Source organism: Streptomyces sp. CNT372, assembly GCF_000377145.1.
Map to the genome: position 1 here is coordinate 93,498 of NZ_KB897791.1, position 18,557 is coordinate 112,054.

The window sequence follows — 18,557 nt, forward strand, 5'->3', positions numbered from 1 at the left end:
AGGGTATGGTCAAGCACCGCTACTCGTGGGTAACATCCGGGGCATGAGCGCAGAAGAGATGTCCCTGGGCGAACTGCTCGCCGCGACGGTCCCCATGGTGAAGACCCTCGGCCTGGAATACCTGGAGACCACCCCCGAGCGGGCGGTCCTGCGGCTCCCCGACCAGCCCGAGTACCACAACCACGTCGCGGGCCCGCATGCCGGCGCCATGTTCACCCTCGCCGAGTCGGCGAGCGGCGCCATCGTCCTCGCCGCCTTCGGCGACCAGCTCTCCCGGGCCGTGCCGCTCCCCGTGACCGCCCGCATCGACTTCAAGAAGATCGCCCGCGGGGTCGTCACCGCCACCGCCGTCCTCGGCCGCCCGGTCGCCGACGTCCTCAAGGAACTCGACGCGGGCGAGCGTCCCGAGTTCCCCGTGAAGGTCGCCATCACCCGCGAGGACGGCGCCGTCACCGGCGAGATGGACATCCTCTGGACGCTGCGTCCCAACAGCTGAACCGGGCCCGCGCACCGGCCGCCACGGGCCGGCCGGTGCGGCGGCCGGCCCGGCGGCCGTTCCGTCTGCCCGGCCGAGTGGGCCGCTCAGCCGCCGTGGGCCGCGCGGTGCTGCTCCGCGAGGTCCACGTACACCGCCGCGTTGAGCCTGATCCCCTCGCGCTCCTCCTCCGTCAGCTCCCGGCGCACCTTCGCCGGGACGCCCGCCACCAGCGACCCCGGCGGCACCCGCATGCCCTGCGGGACGAGCGCCTGCGCCGCCACCAGCGAACCGGCGCCGATGTGCGCGCCGTTGAGGACGGTCGCGCCCATCCCGATCAGGACGTCGTCCTCCACGGTGCAGCCGTGCAGCACCGCGTTGTGCCCCACCGACACCCGCTCGCCCACCGTCACCGGGAAGCCCGGGTCCACGTGGACGGTGCAGTTGTCCTGGATGTTGCTCTCCGCGCCGATCACGATGGGGCCGCCGTCGGCCCGCAGCACGCTCTGGTACCAGACGCTCGCGCCCGCCGCGAGGGTCACCTCGCCCAGCACCACCGAGGTGGGCGCCGTGAACGCCCCCGGGTCCACCTCCGGCTGCCTGCCGCCCACACCCGCGACCAGTGCCCGCTCCGCCATCGCTCTCCCGCTCCTCGCCTCGCCGTGTCCCGCCGTGCCTGCCGTACCCGGGTGCGGGTACCGCAGGCACGGTAGGCGATCGTGCCCGTACCCGGCGCGCCGGGGCGGGCACGGTCCGTTCCGGACGCCGTCTGCCTCGGTCGTCGCGCGCGGGACGGTTCCGTGGTGCGAGCCCGGGAGCGCGGGCCGGCCGTCGCGCGCCCCCGCGGCTGGGGTGAACGTCACAGCGCAGCGCGCCCGTTGGTCGGCCGCGGGCGACTACCGTGTGCGGGTGCTCCTGAACAGAAACACGTTCTCGTTCTCCCTGCCGGCCGCCGCCGCGTGGCGCCGGCGGCTGGTCACGCGGGCGGTGCACCGCGGCTGGCAGTGGGTGCAGGAGGCCGGCTCGGTCACCGCGGAACGCCCGGGGAAGCTGCGCTTCCGGCGGCTCGGCGAGGGCACCCGGCTGGCGTTCCCGCTGGGCACCGTCTTCGGCGAGCCCTGGATCGAGCTGGGGTCCCATTGCATCGTCGCCGAACAGGTCACCCTGACGGCCGGGATGATGCCCGGCCTGGACCTCGGGCCGGACACGGTCCTGACCCTGGGGGACGGGGTCGTCCTGGGGCGCGGCAGCCATGTCATCGCCGACACCCGGGTGGTGATCGGCTCGAACACCTACTGCGGTCCCTACGTCTACATCACGTCCACCAACCACAGTTACGACGATCCCGGGCAGCCCGTGGGCAAGCAGTGGCCGCGGGCCGAGCCGGTCGAGATCGGTCCGGGGTGCTGGCTCGGGACCGGGGCCGTGATCCTGCCGGGCGCCCGGCTGGGCCGCAATGTGGTGGTCGCCGCGGGCGCGGTCGTACGGGGCGAGGTCCCGGACCACGCGGTGGTGGCGGGCGCGCCCGCGCGGATCGTGCGGCGTCTGGATCCGGTCGAGGGGTGGCAGCCGCCGCTGCGGACGCCCGCGCCGGTGCCGATCCCGCAGGGCGTCACCCCGGAGCAGCTTCTCGCACTGGCGGAGTCGGAGGACGCCTGACGCCTCCCGTCCCGCCGGCTATCCGCTCGCCAGGAGTACGGTGCCGACGAGGGCCAGGCCCGCGCCCGCCGCCTGGACGGTCCGCAGGCGCTCACGCAGCAGCAGCAGCGCGGCGAGGACGGTCACCACCGGGTACAGGTTGGCCAGGACGGCCGCGACGGTGACCGGCCCGGCCTGCGCGGCCAGGGCGTAGGTGCCGTTGGCCGCGACGTCCGCCAGTCCGACGAAGGCGAGCGCGGGCAGCGCCGCGACCACGACCCGGACACCGCCGTCCCCGGGCAGGGGCAGCGCCCGCCCGCCGCGCCGCACCGACACCCACAGGGCCGCGCCGCCGACCGTCACATTGGTGACCCGCTGCACGAACAGGGCGAGGAAGAGCCCCGTGACGGAGGTGGACGCCTCCGCGATCAGGGCCATCACCGCGCCGAAGCCGACGGCCGCGGTCAGGGTGAGCAGGATCGCCTGGCGCTGTACGGGCGCGCCCCGCAACTCCGGCCCCCCGGCCAGGACGATCCCCGCCACGGCGACCGCGATCCCCGCGAACTGGAGCACCCCCGGCCGCTCGCCCAGCAGCAGGCCCACCCCGACGGGCACGGCCACGCCGACCGAGCCCAGCGGTGAGACGACGCCCATCGGGCCGAGCGCGAGGGCCTTGTAGAAGGCGAGCATCGCGACCGGTCCGACCACACCGGCGGCCACCGCGTACCAGAGAAGGGGGCTCGCCGCGGCGAACCCGCCCGTCGCCACCACGATCGCGCCCAGCACCACGACCGCGATCGACTGGGAGACCACCACCACGGTCAGCGCGGGGGTGCGCCTGGTGAGCAGCCCGCCGCCGAAGTCGGCCAGGCCCCACAGGACACTGGCGGTCAGGGCGAGCAGTGCGGTCATGACGGGCCTCGCAGTACAGTGCGGTGAACAAGGGAGTGCAGCACACGGTAGTGCACTCCATTGGACCCTGTCATTCAAAATATTGGACGGACCGTGTCTGACCTCGACCAGCTCACACAGTCCCTCGCCCGCAACCTCAAGCGCTGGCGCGGCGAACGCGGCTTCACTCTGGACGCCCTCGCCACCCGCTCGGGCGTCAGCCGGGGCATGATCATCCAGATCGAGCAGGCGCGCACCAACCCCAGCGTCGGCACCACGGTGAAGCTCGCCGACGCGCTGGGCATCAGCATCACCACCCTGCTCGACCAGGAGCAGCACGCCACCGTCCGCCTGGTGCCGCCGGACCGGGCGGTGCGCATGTGGTCCACCTCGACCGGCAGCTCCACCACCCTCCTCGTCGGCAGCGAACGCGGCGGACCGCTGGAGCTGTGGGCCTGGACCCTGGTCGCGGGCGACGAGAGCGCCTCCGATCCCCACCCCGACGGCACCACCGAACTGCTCCACGTCACGGAGGGCGTCCTCACCCTCGTCGTGGACGGCGAGCCGCACACCGTCCCCGCCGGGACCTCGGCCACCTTCGAGGCGAACGTGGCCCACGCCTACCGCAACGACGGGGAGACCACCACGGCCTTCACCATGGCGGTCTCCGTCCCGCCGGTGCGCTGAGACACGTCCGCGCCGCTGTCCGGCCGGGGCTCCGGCGGGGGCCCGGCCGGGTCGCCGGTGCGCCGCGGGGCCCGGTCGGGTCGCCGGGCCGGGGCCCGACGGACGAAAGCCCGGGCCCCGGCCCGCGGGCTCAGCCCAGGCGGGGGATCTCGATCGCGGGGCAGCGGTCCATGACCATGTCCAGCCCCGCCTCCCGGGTCCGCGCGTACGCCTCCGGGTCGACGACGCCGAGCTGGAACCAGACCGCCTTCGCGCCGATCCCCACCGCCTCCTCGGCGACCCGGCCCGCCAGCTCGGAGTTCACGAACACGTCGACCACGTCCACCGGGAAGGGGATGTCCGCGAGGGAGGCGTACCCCTGCTCGCCGTGGACCGTCTCGGCCTTCGGATGGACCGGGACGATCCGCTTGCCGGACTGCTGGAGGACGCGGGCCACGCCGTAGGCCGCGCGGGAGGCGTTGCTGGACAGGCCCACGACCGCCCAGGTCTCGCCCGTGCCGGTCAGGATGCGCCGGATCGTCTCGTCGTCTGCGTACATGCCGGGTGAACCGGGGGCACCCGCCCCCGCATTCCCTTCCCGGGCCCGCATAGGGTGGCGGGATGCAGGACCAGTACCGGACGGTCGCCCGCGAGGGCGTCCACGAGAGCGAGATCAACCGCTCCCGCTTCATCTGCGCGCTCGCGCCCGTGGCCACCGAGGAGGAGGCCCAGGAGTTCGTCGCCCGCGTCCGCGCGCGGCACGCGGGAGCCACGCACAACTGCTACGCCTACGTGGTCGGCGCGGACGCCGCCGTGCAGAAGGCGAGCGACGACGGCGAACCCGGCGGCACCGCCGGCGTGCCGATGCTCCAGATGCTGACGCGCCGCGAGATCCGGTACACCGCCGCCGTCGTCACCCGCTACTACGGCGGCGTCAAGCTCGGCGCCGGCGGACTGATCCGGGCGTACGGAGGGGTCGTCGGCGAGGCCCTGGACGCGGTCGGGACGATCACCCGCAGACGCTTCCGCATCGCCACCGTGACCGTCGACCACCAGCGCGCGGGCAAGGTCGAGAACGACCTGCGCGCCACCGGCCGCACCGTGCGCGACGTCACCTACGCGGACGCCGTCACCCTGGAGGTCGGCCTGCCCGACGCCGAGGTGGACGGCTTCCGCGCCTGGCTCGCCGACGCCACCGCCGGGACGGCCGTGCTGGAACTGGGCGGCGAGGCGTACGGGGATGCCTGAGCCCGGCCCCGGGCCGGCCGGCGGGCCGCTTCGCGCGGTGCGAGGCCGTCGGCGTCCGGCCGGCCCGGCGAAACCCGCCCGCACTGTCCGACCCCGCCGATACCCTCACGGATCATGAGACTCCTGCACACCTCGGACTGGCACCTCGGGCGCTCGCTGCACCGCGTGAGCATGCTCGACGCCCAGGCCGCGTTCCTCGACCACCTGGTGGCGACGGCACGCGACCGCGAGGTGGACGCCGTCCTTGTCGCGGGCGACGTGTACGACCGGGCCGTGCCGCCGCTCGCCGCCGTCCAGCTCTTCGACACCGCGCTGCACCGGCTCGCCGACGCCGGCATCCCCACGGTGATGATCTCCGGAAACCACGACTCCGCCCGCCGGCTCGGCGTCGCCGCCGGGCTGATCGAGCGCGCGGGCATCCATCTGCGCACCGACCCGGCCGGCTGCGCCCGCCCCGTCGTGCTCTCCGACGCCCACGGCCCGGTCGCGTTCTACGGCCTGCCCTACCTCGAACCGGCTCTGGTCAAGGACGAGTTCGGCGTCGAGAAGGCGGCCCACGAGCCCGTGCTCGCCGCCGCGATGCGGCGGGTCCGGGACGACCTCGCCGGCCGGGCGCCCGGCACCCGGTCCGTCGTCCTCGCGCACGCCTTCGTCGCCGGCGGCGAGGAGAGCGACAGCGAACGGGACATCACCGTCGGCGGCGTCGCAGCCGTCCCCTCCGGTGTCTTCCACGGCGTCGACTACGTCGCCCTCGGGCATCTGCACGGCTGCCAGACCGTCACCGAGCGTGTCCGCTACTCCGGTTCGCCCCTCGCGTACAGCTTCTCCGAGGCCGCCCACCGCAAGACGACCTGGCTCGTCGACCTCGGCCCCGGCGGCGAGATCGGGGCCGAGCGGATCGACTGCCCCGTCCCGAGGCCCCTCGCCCGGCTGCGCGGCACCCTGGAGGAACTGCTCGCCGACCCGGCACACACCCGCCACGAGAACTCCTTCGTGGAGGCCGTCCTCACCGACGCGGCCCGCCCCGCCGACCCGATGGCCCGCCTCGCCGAGCGCTTCCCGCACACCCTCAGCCTCCTCTTCGAACCCGAACGGCCCGAGGAGCGGGACACCGCGAGCTACTCCCAGCGCCTCTCCGGCCGCACCGACCACCAGATCGCGGAGGACTTCGTGGCCCATGTACGCGGCGGCAGCTCCGCCGACGACGCCGAACGCGCCGTGCTGCACGCGGCGTTCGACGAGGTCCGGGTGGACGCGGCCGTGCGCGAGGTGGCCGGGTGAGACTGCACCGGATGACGGTCACCGCCTTCGGACCGTTCGGCACCGCCCAGCACATCGACTTCGACGCCCTCTCCGAGGCCGGCCTCTTCCTCCTCCACGGGCCGACCGGCGCGGGCAAGACCTCCGTCCTGGACGCGGTCTGCTTCGCCCTCTACGGCTCCGTCCCCGGCGCCCGCCAGACCCCCGGCACCACGCTGCGCAGCGACCACGCCGGCGACCGTACGCCGACCGAGGTCGTCCTCGACCTCACCCTCGGCGGGCGGCGTCTGGAGATCACCCGCCGCCCCGCGCAGCCCCGCCCCAAGGCCCGCGGCACCGGCTTCACCACCGAACGCGCCGTCAGCGGGCTGCGCGAGTACGACGCGCGGACCGGCGAGTGGAGCGCGCTCAGCCGCTCCCACCAGGAGATCGGCGAGGAGATCAGCCGGCTCGTCGGCATGAGCCGGGAACAGTTCTGCCAGGTCGTCCTGCTGCCGCAGGGCGACTTCGCGCGCTTTCTGCGCGCGGACGCGGAGTCCCGGGGGCGGCTGCTCGGCCGGCTCTTCGACACCCGGCGTTTCGCCGCGGTCGAGGAACGCCTCGCCGAGCAGCGGCGGGCCGCCGAGGCCGAGGTCCGGACGGGCGACGAACGCCTTCTCGCGCTCGCCCACCGCATGGAGCAGGCCGCCGGGGCCGCGGCCCGCGCCCGGCCGCTGCCGGACCGGGGGCCGGGCGACCCCGGGCTCGCCGCCGGCGTCCTCGACTGGGCCGCCGTCGCCAGGACCGACGCCCGCGAGGAGCGCGACATCGCCGCGCTGCGCGCGCGGGCGGCGGAGGAACGCCAGGCCGGTGCGCGGGCCGCGCTGGACGCCGCCCGGGAGACCGCCCGGCTCCAGCGCCGCCACGCCGAGACCCTGCACCGCAGCGCCGTCCTGGAGGAGGGGCGGGCCCACCACGAGGAGCTGCTCGCCCGGGAGGACCGGGCCCGGCGGGCGGAGCGGGTGCTTCCGGCGCTGCGTCTGCGGGACGAGGCCGAGCGGGCGGACCGTGCGGCCCGGGCCGCACGGGACCACTCCCGGGCCGCCCTGCCCGAGGACCTGACCGGCGCGGACACGGAGCGGCTCACCGCGCGTGAACGCGCGCTGCGCCAGGAGCTGGGCGGTCTGGACGCGGCACGCCGCGAGGAGGCACGGGGCGCGGAGCTGGAAGAGGAGCGGGCCGGTCTGGACCGCCGGTCCCGCGCCGACGAGGACGCCCTGCACGAGGCGTCCGCATGGCTCGCCGGCTGGGAGGCCCTGCGCCGGACCCTCACCGACCGGATCGCCGCCGCGCAGGAGGCGGCCACCCGCGCCGAATACCTGGCGGGCCGCCTCGGCACCGCCCGCGACCGCCTGGCGGCCGCCTGCGAACGCGATGAACTCGCCGCCCGGGCGGCCCGCGCCGAGACCCGGCTGCGCGCCCTCCACGAGCGGGCCAACACCGCCCGGAGCCACTGGCTCGACCTCAAGGAACGCCGCCTGCTGGGCATCGCCGCGGAACTCGCGGCGGCGCTCACCCCGGGCACCCCCTGCACCGTCTGCGGCTCCCCGGCCCACCCGTCCCCGGCCCGCCCCACCTCGGACCACGTCGACCGCGCGGCCGAGGACCGGGCGTACGAGGCGAGCGTCCACGCGGAGGCGGAACGCGCGGAGGCGGAACGCGAACTGGCCGTCCTCCACGAGTCCCGCACCGCCTCCGCCACCCGCGCCCGCGCTGCCGTGCCGGGGGCGGACCGGGCCGACGCCGGGCACGTGCCCGGGCCGGCCCCGGCCGGGGCCGCCCCCGTCCCGGACCCGGCAGCGCCCGGGGCGGAGTCGATGGGTGCCGTGCCGGGTGTGTCCGGCAGGTCGGCCGCCACCGCCGGCCGGGACGCGCCGGCGGCCGGGCCCGGCGCGGGAGCCGGCGGCGAGGGCTTCGCCCCGGACCGGGCCGACGCCGGGCGCGTGTCCGCCCCCGGCACGGAGGTTCGCCCGGGTGATGCCACCCGGGCGACGCCCTGCCGGACCGGCACGGGGCCGGACGCGTCCGCAGCCGCCTCGGACAGGGCCCTGGGCACGTCCCGGCCCGGCTCGGATACGGCCGGTGGCGCCGCCGGGGCCGGGGGCGGCCACACCGACGACGCCGTCCCTGCAGGGCACGCGGCCGGGCCGGGGGCAACCGGTGATCGGAGAGCGGCGGGTGCCGAGGGCTTCGCCCGGCCCGGGCCGGGGCCGCACGCGGCCGGGTCCGGCACGGCGCTGACCGCCGGGGACGACCCTGGGGCGGACCCCTCCGCCCCCCGCGCGGAGGCCGCCGGGGGCGACGACCCGGCGGGCGGGCGCTCCGCCCCCGAGGCCCGCGACGGGGCGCCGGCCCGCGCCCGGGCGGGCGGGCCCCAGGCCGGGCCGGGGCCCTCCGGGGGCGTGCCCGCGCCGCGTGGGCACGACGGCGGGCCCACCGCCGAGGAACTCCGTTCCCTTGTCGACACGTTGACGAGGGAACACGCCGAAGCCCGGCGCGCCGCCGGGGACATGCTCGATGCGCGGGCCGCGTTGGAGCGGGGGGAGCGGGAGCGGAGCGAGCGGGTGGAGGCACAGCGCGCGGCCGGGGAGCGGATCGCCGCGCGGAACGATCGGCGGGAGGCGCTCGACCGCGAGCTGGCGCGGATCGAGGGGGAAGTGGCCCGGGCCCGTGGGGAGTCCGGGAGCGTGGCGGCGCGTGCCCGGCTGCTGGAGCAGCGGGTCGCGCAGCTCGCGGAGGCCGTCGACGCCGTGCGCGCGGCCGATGAGTCCGCGCGCCGGCTGACCGCGGCGGAGGAGGCCGTCGCGGAGGCCGCCGCCTCCGCCGGCTTCGCCTCCCCGGCCGACGCGGCCGCCGCCGCCCTCCCGGCGGAAGCCCGCCGGGACGCCCGGGCCCGGATCGACGCCTGGTTCGCGGAGTCCGCCGCCGTCGCCGAGCGGCTCGCGGAGGAGGACGCCCGCGCGGCGGCCGGCGGGCCCCCCGTCGACCTCACCGGCGCCGAGGCCGCGTCCGCCGCCGCCGACCGGGCGCTGCGCGAGGCCGCCTCGCGGCTCGACGCGGCCCGTGAGCGCTGCGCCGCGCTCGACCGGCTCACCCGCGAGGCGGTCGACGAGGTCCGCCGGCTGGGCCCGCTGCGCGAGCGCTACGACCGGGTCGCCCGGCTCGCCGGGCTCACCGCCGGGACCTCCGCGGACAACGAGCGCAAGATGCGCCTGGAGTCGTACGTCCTCGCCGCCCGGCTGGAGCAGGTCGCCGCCGCGGCCACCGTCCGGCTGCGGCGCATGTCGTCCGGCCGCTACACCCTGGTGCACTCCGACGCCCGGGCCGGCGGCCGGCGCGCGGGCCTCGGCCTGCATGTCGTCGACGCCTGGACGGGCCGCGAGCGGGACACCGCGACCCTCTCCGGCGGCGAGACCTTCTTCGTCTCCCTCGCCCTCGCGCTCGGCCTCGCCGACGTGGTCACCGACGAGGCGGGCGGCATGCGCCTGGACACCCTCTTCATCGACGAGGGCTTCGGCAGCCTCGACGAACAGACCCTGGACGAGGTCCTCGACGTGCTGGACTCCCTGCGCGAACGGGACCGCAGTGTCGGCATCGTGAGCCATGTCGGGGACCTGCGCCGGCGGATCCCCGTGCAGCTGGAGGTGGCCAAGTCCCGTTCCGGCTCGGCGGTCCGGCTGCTGACGGCCGGGGCCGCGGACGCCCTCAGCGGCTGACCGGCCGGCCGGGCAGCGGCGAGGAGTACACCACGCTGGTGGTGACCGAGCCCAGGCCCCCGATCCGGCCCGACACCTCCTCCAGATGCCGCATGGAACGGGCGGTGACCTTCAGCACGAAGCAGTCGTCGCCCGTCACATGGTGTGCCTCCACGATCTCCGGCGTGGTGTCCAGCAGGTCGTGGAAGGGCTTGTAGTTGCCGTTCGGGTAGCGCAGCCGCACGAAGGCCAGGATCGGCAGCCCCAGCCGCTCCGGGTCGACGACGGCCGTGTACCCCTTGATGACGCCCGCCTCCTCCAGCCTGCGCACCCGCTCGGTCACCGCGCTGGCCGACATCGCGACCGTCCGGGCCAGCTCGGCGAAACCGGCCCGGCCGTGGGTCTGGAGGGCGTCGAGGATGCGCCAGTCCGTGGCGTCCGGGGAGTATCCGCTCATGGGGGAGGAATATCAGGGGAATCCCCGGCAGAACAAGCCTCTCGCCGTGGATCGCCCGTTCCACCCGCCCGGCCGCGGCCCTAGATTCTTGATCATGAACCCGACACCCACTGTGCCGCCCCTCGCCAACCCCGTGCTGCGCGTCCCGCCGGCCCCGCCCGCCGCCGCGGCCGCCCACTTCCGGGCGAGCCTCGCCTTCCACGCGGACGTCTCCGACGTCGCCGCGGCCCTCGATGCCGCGCGCGCGACCGGCGCCGACCCCGGATTCGTCGTTCTGGACTCCCGCTCCACCGCCGCCTGGGAGCAGGGCCATGTGCCCGGTGCGGTCCACCTCCCCACGGCCCGCCTGGCCGAGGACGCGCGGCGGCTTCTCGACCCGTCCGTCCCGGTGGTCACCTACTGCTGGGGCCCGGGCTGCAACGGGGCGACCCGGGCCGCCCTCGCCCTCGCCGAACTCGGCTACCGGGTCAAGGAGATGCTCGGCGGCTTCGAGTACTGGGTCCGCGAGGGCTTCGGGTACGAGACGTGGGAGGGGCCGGCCCGCCGCCCGGCCGACCCCCTCACCGCCCCCGAGGAGGCCGCGGACTGCGGTTGCTGAGGCCGCGCGGCGAGGCGGGCGCCACCCGGGCGGACGGACGAGGCCGGGCCCGGAAGCCCCGCCCGCCGCCCCCGCGTCCGGACCCGCCGCCCGCGCACGCGGCCCGCCCGCCGCCCCCGCGCCCGTCGTCATCGCCTCAGAGCCGGGACAGCTCCTGCACCAGGTCGTCCAGCCCCAGCGGCCCCTGCGACAGCGCCGCCATGTGCCACGCCTTCGCGTCGAACGCGTCCCCGTGGGCGCGCCGCGCGTTCTCGCGGCCCAGCAGCCACGCCCGTTCGCCGAGCTTGTAGCCGATCGCCTGGCCCGGCATCGACAGGTAGCGGGTCAGCTCGCTCTCCACGAACTCCGCCGGCCGGCCGCTGTGCGCGCCGAAGAACTCCTGCGCCAGGGCCGGGGTCCAGCGCTCCCCGGGGTGGAACGGGGAGTCCCCCGGGATCTCCAGCTCCAGGTGCATGCCGATGTCCACGATCACCCGGCAGGCCCGCATCATCTGCGCGTCCAGGTAGCCGAGCCGGCGCTCCGGGTCGGTGAGGAACCCCAGTTCGTCCATCAGGCGCTCCGCGTACAGCGCCCAGCCCTCCGCGTTGGCGCTGACCATGCCCACGGTCGCCTGGTAGCGCGAGAGCCGGTCGGCCACGTGGACCCACTGCGCCAGCTGGAGGTGGTGGCCGGGCACACCCTCGTGGTACCAGGTGGACACCAGGTCGTAGACGGGGAACCGCGTCTCGCCCATGGTCGGCAGCCAGGTCCGGCCGGGGCGGGAGAAGTCCTCCGAGGGGCTGGTGTAGTAGGGGGCCGCCGCGCCGCCCGGCGGGGCGATCCGGGACTCCACCTTCCGTACCCGCTCGGCGAGTTCGAAGTGCGTCCCGTCCAGCGCCTCGATCGCCTCGTCCATCAGCCGCTGGAGCCAGTCGCGCACCTCGTCCACGCCCTCGATGTGCTCACCGTGCACATCGAGATGGGCCAGCGCCTCCCAGGGGCCCGCGCCGGGCAGGATCCGCGCCGCCTCCGTCCGCATCTCGCCCAGCAGCCGGTGGTACTCCGCCCAGCCGTACGCGTACGCCTCGTCCAGGTCCAGGTCGGTGCCGTTGAAGTAGCGCGACCAGCGGGCGTACCGCTCACGGCCGACGGTGTCGGGCGCGCCCTCCACCGCCGGGGCGTACACGTCCCGCATCCAGTCGCGCAGGCCGGCCAGCGCCTGCGCCGCCGTCCGCGCGGCCACGTCGAGTTCGACGCGCTGCGCCGAGGGGCCCTTGGCGGCGAACTCCTCGAAGTAGCCGTGTCCGCCGCCGATCCACTCGGTCAGCTGGTCGATGAAGGTGGCCGTGGCCCGGGGCCCGCCGAAGAGCTTGCGCTCCAGGCCCAGGGCGAGGGAGGCGCGGTAGCCCTCAAGGGCCGTGGGCACCGCGCGCAGCCGCTCGGCGGCGGCCGCCCAGTCCTCGGGGGTGTCGGTCGGGGTGAGGGTGAACACCTCGCGGACCGAGTGCGCGGGGGAGTGCATATTGCTGACCGTCCGCAGGCCCTCCTCGGCCTCGTGGACGGCGAGTTGGGCCGTCAGCCGTTCGCGCAGCAGCCGGGCGCACCGCCGCTCGGCCTCGGCCTCGGCGCCCGGCCGGGCCTGTGCCTCGGTGAGTTCCGCGAGGGTGCGGCGGGCGAGCGCGGCGGTCTCCTCCTGCCCGGCGGGCGAGAAGTCGGGGAGGAGGCCCGAGCTCTTCCGGACCCCCAGATAGGTACCGGTGATCGGATCGAGTTCGACGAGTGCGTCGACGTAGGCGTCGGCGACCTGGCGCGGCAGCGCGCTGGAAGTGGCTGGCATGGGGGCCATCCTGGTACGCGGAGGGCGTCCGCGTCATCATCATCCGCCGTCGGGCACCTGTCGCCGGTCCTCCGGCGGGAGGAGCGGACCGCACTCCCACTGCTGGAATATCAGGCGCGTCTCGACCCGGGCGACCTCCCGCTGGGAGGTGAACTCGTCCAGAACCAGGCGCTGGAGATCCGCCATGTCGGTCACCGCGACATGGACGAGGTAGTCGTCGGGGCCGGTCAGATGGAACAGGGCCAGGGACTCCGGGAGCGCCCGGATGCGGTCCACGAACGGGCCGATCAGCTCCCGCCGGTGCGGACGTACCTGCACCATCAGCAGGGCCTGGAGCCCGCGCCCCAGCCGGGCCGGGTCGAGGGCGAGCCGGTGGCCGGTGATCACCCCGGAGCGGCGCAGCCGGGCGACACGGTCCAGGCAGGTGGACGGCGCCACCCCGACCTCGGCCGCGAGGTCGCGGTAGGTGGTCCGGGCGTCGTTCTGCAGGAGCCGGAGAATCTGAAGATCCACCGGGTCCAGTGCGACAGATTCGGCCATGTGCCGAACGTAGCACGGCTGATTCCCGCTACTTCCCGGTAGCTGTTCACAGTGCTCGCATGGAGAACGCAGCAGCGGCCGCGCCCGCATCCAGGGCCCTGGCCACCGACGCCGTGCACGCCGGACGCGAGGACCTCGCGGACCTGGGCCTGCACGCCCCGCCGCTCGATCTTTCGACCACCTACCCCTCGTACGACGCGGCCGCCGAGGCCGCGCGGATCGACGCGTTCGCCGAGACCGGCGCACGACTCGACGGTCCGCCCGTCTACGCCCGCCTGGACAACCCGACCACGGCCCGCTTCGAGACGGCCCTCGCCAGACTGGAGGGCACCGAGGCGGCGGTCGCGTTCGCCAGCGGCATGGCGGCCCTGACGGCCGTACTGCTGGTGCGCGCGGCCGCGGGCCTGAAGCACGTGGTGGCGGTCCGGCCGTTGTACGGCTGCAGCGACCATCTGCTGAACGCCGGACTCCTCGGCACCGAGGTCACCTGGACCGATCCGGCGGGCATCGCGGACGCGATCCGCCCGGACACCGGCCTGGTGATGGTGGAGACGCCCGCCAACCCGACCCTCGCCGAGGTCGACCTGCGGGCCGTGCGCCACGCCTGCGGCTCGGTGCCGCTGCTCGTCGACAACACCTTCGCCACCCCCGTCCTCCAGCGCCCGGCGGAGCACGGCGCGCGCCTGGTGCTGCACAGCGCGACCAAGTACCTCGGCGGCCACGGCGACGTCATGGGCGGCGTGGTGGCCTGCGACGAGGAACTCGCCCGGGGCCTGCGCCAGGTGCGCTTCGCCACCGGCGGGGTCCTCCACCCCCTGGCCGGCTATCTGCTGCTGCGCGGCCTGTCCACCCTCCCGGTCCGGGTCCGCGCCGCCTCCGTCACCGCCGCCGACCTGGCCCGCCGGCTCGCGGCCGACCCCCGGGTTGCCCGGGTGCACTACCCGCGCATCGGCGGCGCGATGGTCTCCTTCGAGACGTACGGCGACCCGCTCGCGGTGATCGCGGGCGTCCGGCTCATCACCCCCGCGGTGAGCCTCGGCAGTGTGGACACCCTCATCCAGCACCCGGCCTCGATCAGCCACCGCATCGTGGCCGAGGGCGACCGGCGCTCGGCGGGCGTGAGCGACCGGCTGCTGCGGATGTCCGTCGGCCTGGAGGACGTCGAGGACCTGTGGCGGGACCTGACCGAGGCGCTGAGCGCGGCCGGCCGGGGCTCGGCCGGCCGGGCGCCGGAGGAGGCGTCGCTCACGGCGTGATCCCGCGGACCCGCCGCCGGCGGGTCCGCACCCCGCACCCCGGCGCCGCCGGGGTGCGCACGCGGGCCGGGGCATGCCCGACCGCCACGCGGGCGGACCGGGGACGGGCGGGACACGGATGGGGGCCGGTGCACCGAGCACCGGCCCCCGGCCGTGTCCCGCCCGTCATCGCCCGTGGCTCAGTGCTCCGCCTGCTCGTAGCGAGCGGACCGCTGCCGGGGCGGGGACGCGTCCAGCCGGGCCGTCAGGACCAGGGTTCCCTCCTCGATCTGGTAGTCCAGCGGGAGGCCGAGCCCCCGCATCGCCGCGACCATGCCCGTGTTGGACGCCTGGGTGACCGCGTAGACGCTGTCGCAGCCGGCCTCCTTGGCCATGCCGACCAGCCGGCGCAGCAGTTCCGAGCCGACCCCCCGGCGCTGCCAGTCGTCCTCGACGAGGAGGGCGACCTCGGTCTCGTCGCCGTCCCAGAGCAGATGCCCCAGGGCCACCAGGCGCCCGGAGGCGGTCTCCACCGCGAGGGTGCGGCCGTGGCGGGGGCCGAGCAGATGGTTCAGATAGCGGTCCGCGTCACCGACCGGGCCGTGGTAGCGCAGCGACAGGGTCCGCTCCGAGCAGCGCCCGTGCATCGCGAGGGCCGCGGGCACGTCGTCCTGCCCGGCGCGCCGGACGGTGATCTCGGGACCCGCGGGCAGGGTGAGGACGTCCTGGCCGCGCGGGATCCGGGGACCGAGCCGCGCGTCCAGCTCCACCAGGGCCCGGGCGCGCGCGAACTCGGTCGGGGTGAACGGCAGATACGGCCGCTCGACGGTGATCGCGCCACCGCCCGGGTCGCGCAGACGCATCACGGTCTCCTCCAGGACGCCCTCGACCGGAGGCATGTCGCCGGTGGGCCGGCCGGTGACCGTATACGCGGGACGCGAGCGGATGGTGCAGCGCCCCAGCAACTGGCGCAGGGCGAGAGGCAGTTCGGCGGCGTCCAGGGCGGTCCTGGTGGCGAGGCCGAGGACCCGGGTCGGGGTGTCGACCAGGTCGTGGGCGTCGGCCCGCTCCGTCCAGGTGCCGGTGCCGCCCGCGGCGGCCACCTCGCGGGCCAGCCGGGGCGCCTCCAGCGAGGCGGGGGCGCGCAGCAGGAACTCGTCGACCGTGCTGTCGCCCAGCGGGTGCGTCTGGAGGGTCAGGATGTCCACGCCCAGGTCGGCCAGCGCACCGCAGAGCGCGGCGAGGCTGCCCGGGGTGTCCCGGACGGTGGTGCGCATCCGCCACAGCGCCGCCTCGCGCGGCTCGGTCCGGGGGCCGGGCGCGGCGGCGCGGTCGGTCACGGCCCCCGCCGCCGCGCCGGGTGAGAGCGGGGGAGGGGCATGACTGTGGCGGCGTGCCCACCAGGTGTGGAAGGCGGCCGTGGCGACGAGGACCACGGCGGAGGTCACGAGCAGGAACGGCCCGTCGGGGCCGTGGCCGATCAGCTGGGCGACGGCGTCGGCGACGGCCACCGCCGTGAACAGGGCGGCGAGTTCGACGACGTCCCGCCGCCAGTGGTGGGCGCGGTGGGTACCGTGGGCCTTGGCGCGGCGGGCGTTCCTCGGGGACGTAACATCAGCCATGGAGCCACTGTGACGGAACGGTGTTGCGTGATCACGAACGCTTTGTGACTGATGGGTTAAAGGCTGATTCGGCCACTTTTCGGCCGATTTCGACCGTTTCCCTCCGGGAGTCTCCGGATCACCGCTTCGGACCGGACCGGGCCGCCCGGCGGTGGCACCGGCGGGGCCGTCACCGGCTCCCGTCGAGCAGCACCCGGGCCACCAGTGCGGGGTCGTCGTTCATCGGGACATGGCCGCAGCCCGGCAGACGCACCAGCCGCGCCCCCGGGATCACCCGCTTGGCGCGCACCCCCTGACGCTGCAACAGCAGCCGGTCCCGGGTCCCCCAGGCGATGGTGACGGGTACATCCGGCACATCGTCCCGGAACAGCACGTTCCCCCCGGCGGCGAGGGTCCGCGCGAAGCCGGTGGCACCCCGCAGCGCCCGCGTCTCGGCCGCCGCGGCCTCCGGCGAACGCAGGCCCGGCCGGGCGTAGATGGTGCTCACCAGCGCGGCCCGCCCCGCGACCGACCGGGACAGCCGCCCGATCAGCGGGTCCGGCAGGGCGCGCGCGCCCAGCCGCATCGCGCGCAGGGTACCGAAGGCGTAGACGCGCTCCGCCTCCGACCAGAAACCCGCCGGGGAGAGCGCGGTGACCGAACGGACCTCCTTCCCGCGCCCCAGCTCCAGCGCGAGCAGCCCGCCCAGCGAGTTCCCCGCGACGTGCGGACGCTCCACCCCCAGCTCCCGGCAGAACCCGCCGAGAACCCGGTTCACCGTGGAGAGGTCGTACGGGACCCCGTCCGGCAGTGCGGAGGACGTGCCGAAGCCCGGCAGGTCGACCGCGATGACATCCCGCTCGGCGGCGAGAATGCCCATCACCGGCTCCCACGCCTGCCAGTGGTGGCCGATCCCGTGGAGCAGGAGCAGGGGCTCGCCCGCCCCCGCGCGCTCATAGGCGAGGGTCAGCGGGCGGTCGCCGTGGGGCGTGGGGACGGAGAAGGAGATCGCTGCGGCCATGTCCGGCTGCTCCCTGATGCTGGACGGAGTGTCAGTAACAACTACCGCTCGGTAGCTTGTCACCGCAAGCCCTTGCCGCGCCCGACTCCCGCCGGAGGCCCACCGGATCCCGCCGGGGGCCACCGGACGCGCCCGGGACCCGCGCCGCCGCGCCCGCCGGGAACCGGGCGGACGCCCCGCCCCACCGGCCCCACCCCCCCAACCCGCCGCCCCGCCCGACCGGCCCCGCAACCTGCTGGACAGCGCCTGCCGCGTCGGCTGGGATGGCCGGGTGGCAACCGACACCGTGACGCACGTCTTCGAGGAGCACCGGTCCGTACTGACGGGCGTCGCCTACCGGATGCTCGGCCGGGTCGCCGACGCCGAGGACGTGGTGCAGGAGGCATGGCTGCGCTGGTCCGCCGACGACCGCGGCGACGTCCGGGAGCCGCGCGCCTACCTGGTGCGCGTCACCACCCGGCTCGCCGTCGACCGGCTGCGCCAGGTCCAGTCCCGCCGCGAGTCCTACGTGGGGCCGTGGCTCCCGGAACCGGTCGTCACCGACTTCGGTCCCTCGGTGCCCGACACCGCCGAACGCGCCCTGCTCGCCGACACCGTCTCGCTCGCCGTCCTCGTCGTCCTGGAGACCCTCTCCCCGCTGGAACGCGCCGTGTTCGTGCTCCGCGAGGCGTTCGGCTTCCCCTACGCGGAGATCGCCGCCGTCCTCGACCGGTCCGAGCCCGCCGTGCGCCAGCTGGCCGGCCGGGCCCGCCGGCACGTCGACGAACGCCGGCACCGCTACGACGTGGACCCCGCCCAGTGCCGCGACCTGACCGAGCGCTTCCTCGCGGCCGCCGCGGGCGGCGACCTCGGCGAGTTGCTCGCCCTGCTCGCCCCGGACGTCACCCTCGTCGGCGACAGCGGTGGCAAGGCCCAGGCGCCCCTGCGCGTCCTGCGCAGCGCGGACAAGGTCGGCCGCTTCCTGGTCGGCGTCGCCGGCAAGCAGCCCGAGAATGCGGCGACGGAGTTCGTGGAGGTCAACGGCGCGCCCGCCGTGCTGGTCACCGCCGGCGGACGACCGGACAGCGTCCTCCAGCTCGAAGTCCGGGACGGGCGCATCCTGTGCGTCTACATCGTGCGCAATCCCGACAAACTCCGCTCCTTCGCCCCCGAGGGCCCCGACGCGGCGGCCTGAAACCGCCGTTCCCGCACGTCAGACCCCGTGGCCGCTTACGGCCGCGGGGACTTGTGCGTGCCCGCCGGGCCCCGATACGACATCCCCGTGAACGCTCTGCGAAGTCGTATGGTTTCCCACGGTGACGACGACAGGATTGGTCTTGACCAAGGAGGAGGCCGGTTCTATGGTCACAGGGGTTAGTGAAGGAACCTTTAATAAAC

General features: G+C 75.6%; 17 protein-coding genes. 9 read left to right on the forward strand and 8 right to left on the reverse strand.

Features of this window, described 5'->3' with window-relative positions; translation table 11 throughout:
- Window positions 1-58 precede the first annotated feature (58 nt).
- Window positions 59-496, forward strand: a complete 438-nt coding sequence (locus C593_RS0126050) for a DUF4442 domain-containing protein (protein WP_018850267.1) — start codon at window positions 59-61, stop codon at window positions 494-496.
- 86 nt (window positions 497-582) lie between these two features.
- Here C593_RS0126050 and C593_RS0126055 read toward each other — a convergent pair whose 3' ends face one another.
- Window positions 583-1,113: a gamma carbonic anhydrase family protein gene (locus tag C593_RS0126055; protein ID WP_018850268.1), complete on the reverse strand. Its 531-nt coding sequence runs from the start codon at window positions 1,111-1,113 to the stop codon at window positions 583-585.
- A 265-nt stretch (window positions 1,114-1,378) separates the two neighbouring features.
- Here C593_RS0126055 and C593_RS0126060 point away from each other — a divergent pair, with 265 nt between their 5' ends.
- On the forward strand, window positions 1,379-2,134 hold the full coding sequence (locus tag C593_RS0126060) for an acyltransferase (RefSeq protein WP_020610394.1): 756 nt from the start codon (window positions 1,379-1,381) through the stop codon (window positions 2,132-2,134).
- An 18-nt stretch (window positions 2,135-2,152) separates the two neighbouring features.
- Here C593_RS0126060 and C593_RS0126065 read toward each other — a convergent pair whose 3' ends face one another.
- Complete coding sequence (locus tag C593_RS0126065) at window positions 2,153-3,025, reverse strand: DMT family transporter (protein WP_018850270.1); 873 nt, start codon at window positions 3,023-3,025, stop codon at window positions 2,153-2,155.
- 93 nt (window positions 3,026-3,118) lie between these two features.
- Here C593_RS0126065 and C593_RS0126070 point away from each other — a divergent pair, with 93 nt between their 5' ends.
- On the forward strand, window positions 3,119-3,691 hold the full coding sequence (locus C593_RS0126070) for an XRE family transcriptional regulator (RefSeq protein WP_018850271.1): 573 nt from the start codon (window positions 3,119-3,121) through the stop codon (window positions 3,689-3,691).
- Between the two features lie 130 nt (window positions 3,692-3,821).
- On the opposite strand, the gene C593_RS0126075 is transcribed toward C593_RS0126070, so the two are convergent.
- On the reverse strand, window positions 3,822-4,229 hold the full coding sequence (locus tag C593_RS0126075) for a CoA-binding protein (protein WP_018850272.1): 408 nt from the start codon (window positions 4,227-4,229) through the stop codon (window positions 3,822-3,824).
- Between the two features lie 62 nt (window positions 4,230-4,291).
- Between C593_RS0126075 and C593_RS0126080 the strand changes: the two genes are divergently transcribed.
- The 3 genes from C593_RS0126080 to C593_RS0126090 all read left to right on the forward strand — a co-directional run bounded on the left by C593_RS0126080 (window position 4,292) and on the right by C593_RS0126090 (window position 9,933).
- Window positions 4,292-4,918: a YigZ family protein gene (locus C593_RS0126080; RefSeq protein WP_018850273.1), complete on the forward strand. Its 627-nt coding sequence runs from the start codon at window positions 4,292-4,294 to the stop codon at window positions 4,916-4,918.
- A gap of 114 nt (window positions 4,919-5,032) precedes the next feature.
- Window positions 5,033-6,199, forward strand: a complete 1,167-nt coding sequence (locus tag C593_RS0126085) for an exonuclease SbcCD subunit D (RefSeq protein WP_018850274.1) — start codon at window positions 5,033-5,035, stop codon at window positions 6,197-6,199.
- Window positions 6,196-9,933, forward strand: a complete 3,738-nt coding sequence (locus tag C593_RS0126090; protein WP_018850275.1) for an AAA family ATPase — start codon at window positions 6,196-6,198, stop codon at window positions 9,931-9,933. Before C593_RS0126085 ends, C593_RS0126090 begins: the two co-directional genes overlap by 4 nt.
- Here the strand turns inward: C593_RS0126090 and C593_RS0126095 are convergent.
- On the reverse strand, window positions 9,923-10,369 hold the full coding sequence (locus C593_RS0126095) for an Lrp/AsnC family transcriptional regulator (protein ID WP_018850276.1): 447 nt from the start codon (window positions 10,367-10,369) through the stop codon (window positions 9,923-9,925). The genes C593_RS0126090 and C593_RS0126095 overlap by 11 nt on opposite strands.
- Before the next feature lie 94 nt (window positions 10,370-10,463).
- Between C593_RS0126095 and C593_RS0126100 the strand changes: the two genes are divergently transcribed.
- Window positions 10,464-10,967 (forward strand): rhodanese-like domain-containing protein, encoded by a 504-nt coding sequence (locus tag C593_RS0126100; RefSeq protein ID WP_026278086.1) that lies wholly within the window; start codon window positions 10,464-10,466, stop codon window positions 10,965-10,967.
- A gap of 136 nt (window positions 10,968-11,103) precedes the next feature.
- Here C593_RS0126100 and C593_RS0126105 read toward each other — a convergent pair whose 3' ends face one another.
- Together C593_RS0126105 and C593_RS0126110 are read right to left on the reverse strand one after the other, a co-directional pair.
- The gene (locus C593_RS0126105; protein WP_018850278.1) at window positions 11,104-12,783 is read right to left on the reverse strand and encodes a DUF885 domain-containing protein; all 1,680 of its coding nucleotides are present in this window, start codon (window positions 12,781-12,783) and stop codon (window positions 11,104-11,106) included.
- A 39-nt stretch (window positions 12,784-12,822) separates the two neighbouring features.
- Entirely contained in the window at window positions 12,823-13,323 is a 501-nt protein-coding gene (locus tag C593_RS0126110; protein ID WP_018850279.1) for an Lrp/AsnC family transcriptional regulator, read from the reverse strand.
- A 59-nt stretch (window positions 13,324-13,382) separates the two neighbouring features.
- On the opposite strand from C593_RS0126110, the gene C593_RS30545 reads away from it, so the two are divergent.
- Entirely contained in the window at window positions 13,383-14,579 is a 1,197-nt protein-coding gene (locus C593_RS30545) for a PLP-dependent transferase (protein WP_018850280.1), read from the forward strand.
- 179 nt (window positions 14,580-14,758) lie between these two features.
- Here C593_RS30545 and C593_RS0126120 read toward each other — a convergent pair whose 3' ends face one another.
- The gene (locus C593_RS0126120) at window positions 14,759-16,180 is read right to left on the reverse strand and encodes a GNAT family N-acetyltransferase (protein ID WP_018850281.1); all 1,422 of its coding nucleotides are present in this window, start codon (window positions 16,178-16,180) and stop codon (window positions 14,759-14,761) included.
- Between the two features lie 169 nt (window positions 16,181-16,349).
- Window positions 16,350-17,180 carry an alpha/beta fold hydrolase gene (locus tag C593_RS0126125; protein ID WP_018850282.1) on the reverse strand — a complete coding sequence of 277 codons (831 nt, stop codon included), beginning with the start codon at window positions 17,178-17,180 and terminating at the stop codon, window positions 16,350-16,352.
- A 271-nt stretch (window positions 17,181-17,451) separates the two neighbouring features.
- Here C593_RS0126125 and sigJ point away from each other — a divergent pair, with 271 nt between their 5' ends.
- The gene (gene sigJ / locus C593_RS0126130; RefSeq protein WP_018850283.1) at window positions 17,452-18,354 is read left to right on the forward strand and encodes an RNA polymerase sigma factor SigJ; all 903 of its coding nucleotides are present in this window, start codon (window positions 17,452-17,454) and stop codon (window positions 18,352-18,354) included.
- Window positions 18,355-18,557: the final 203 nt, after the last annotated feature.

Bases quoted from the DNA above. Each gene is read 5' to 3' on its own strand.
- C593_RS0126050 (WP_018850267.1), top strand. From the start codon at position 59: ATGTCCCTGGGCGAACTGCTCGCCGCGACGGTCCCCATGGTGAAGACC.
- C593_RS0126055 (WP_018850268.1), bottom strand. From the start codon at position 1,113: ATGGCGGAGCGGGCACTGGTCGCGGGTGTGGGCGGCAGGCAGCCGGAG.
- C593_RS0126065 (WP_018850270.1), bottom strand. From the start codon at position 3,025: ATGACCGCACTGCTCGCCCTGACCGCCAGTGTCCTGTGGGGCCTGGCC.
- C593_RS0126075 (WP_018850272.1), bottom strand. From the start codon at position 4,229: ATGTACGCAGACGACGAGACGATCCGGCGCATCCTGACCGGCACGGGC.
- C593_RS0126080 (WP_018850273.1), top strand. From the start codon at position 4,292: ATGCAGGACCAGTACCGGACGGTCGCCCGCGAGGGCGTCCACGAGAGC.
- C593_RS0126085 (WP_018850274.1), top strand. From the start codon at position 5,033: ATGAGACTCCTGCACACCTCGGACTGGCACCTCGGGCGCTCGCTGCAC.
- C593_RS0126095 (WP_018850276.1), bottom strand. From the start codon at position 10,369: ATGAGCGGATACTCCCCGGACGCCACGGACTGGCGCATCCTCGACGCC.
- C593_RS0126100 (WP_026278086.1), top strand. From the start codon at position 10,464: ATGAACCCGACACCCACTGTGCCGCCCCTCGCCAACCCCGTGCTGCGC.
- C593_RS0126105 (WP_018850278.1), bottom strand. From the start codon at position 12,783: ATGCCAGCCACTTCCAGCGCGCTGCCGCGCCAGGTCGCCGACGCCTAC.
- C593_RS0126110 (WP_018850279.1), bottom strand. From the start codon at position 13,323: ATGGCCGAATCTGTCGCACTGGACCCGGTGGATCTTCAGATTCTCCGG.
- C593_RS30545 (WP_018850280.1), top strand. From the start codon at position 13,383: ATGGAGAACGCAGCAGCGGCCGCGCCCGCATCCAGGGCCCTGGCCACC.
- C593_RS0126120 (WP_018850281.1), bottom strand. From the start codon at position 16,180: ATGGCTGATGTTACGTCCCCGAGGAACGCCCGCCGCGCCAAGGCCCAC.
- C593_RS0126125 (WP_018850282.1), bottom strand. From the start codon at position 17,180: ATGGCCGCAGCGATCTCCTTCTCCGTCCCCACGCCCCACGGCGACCGC.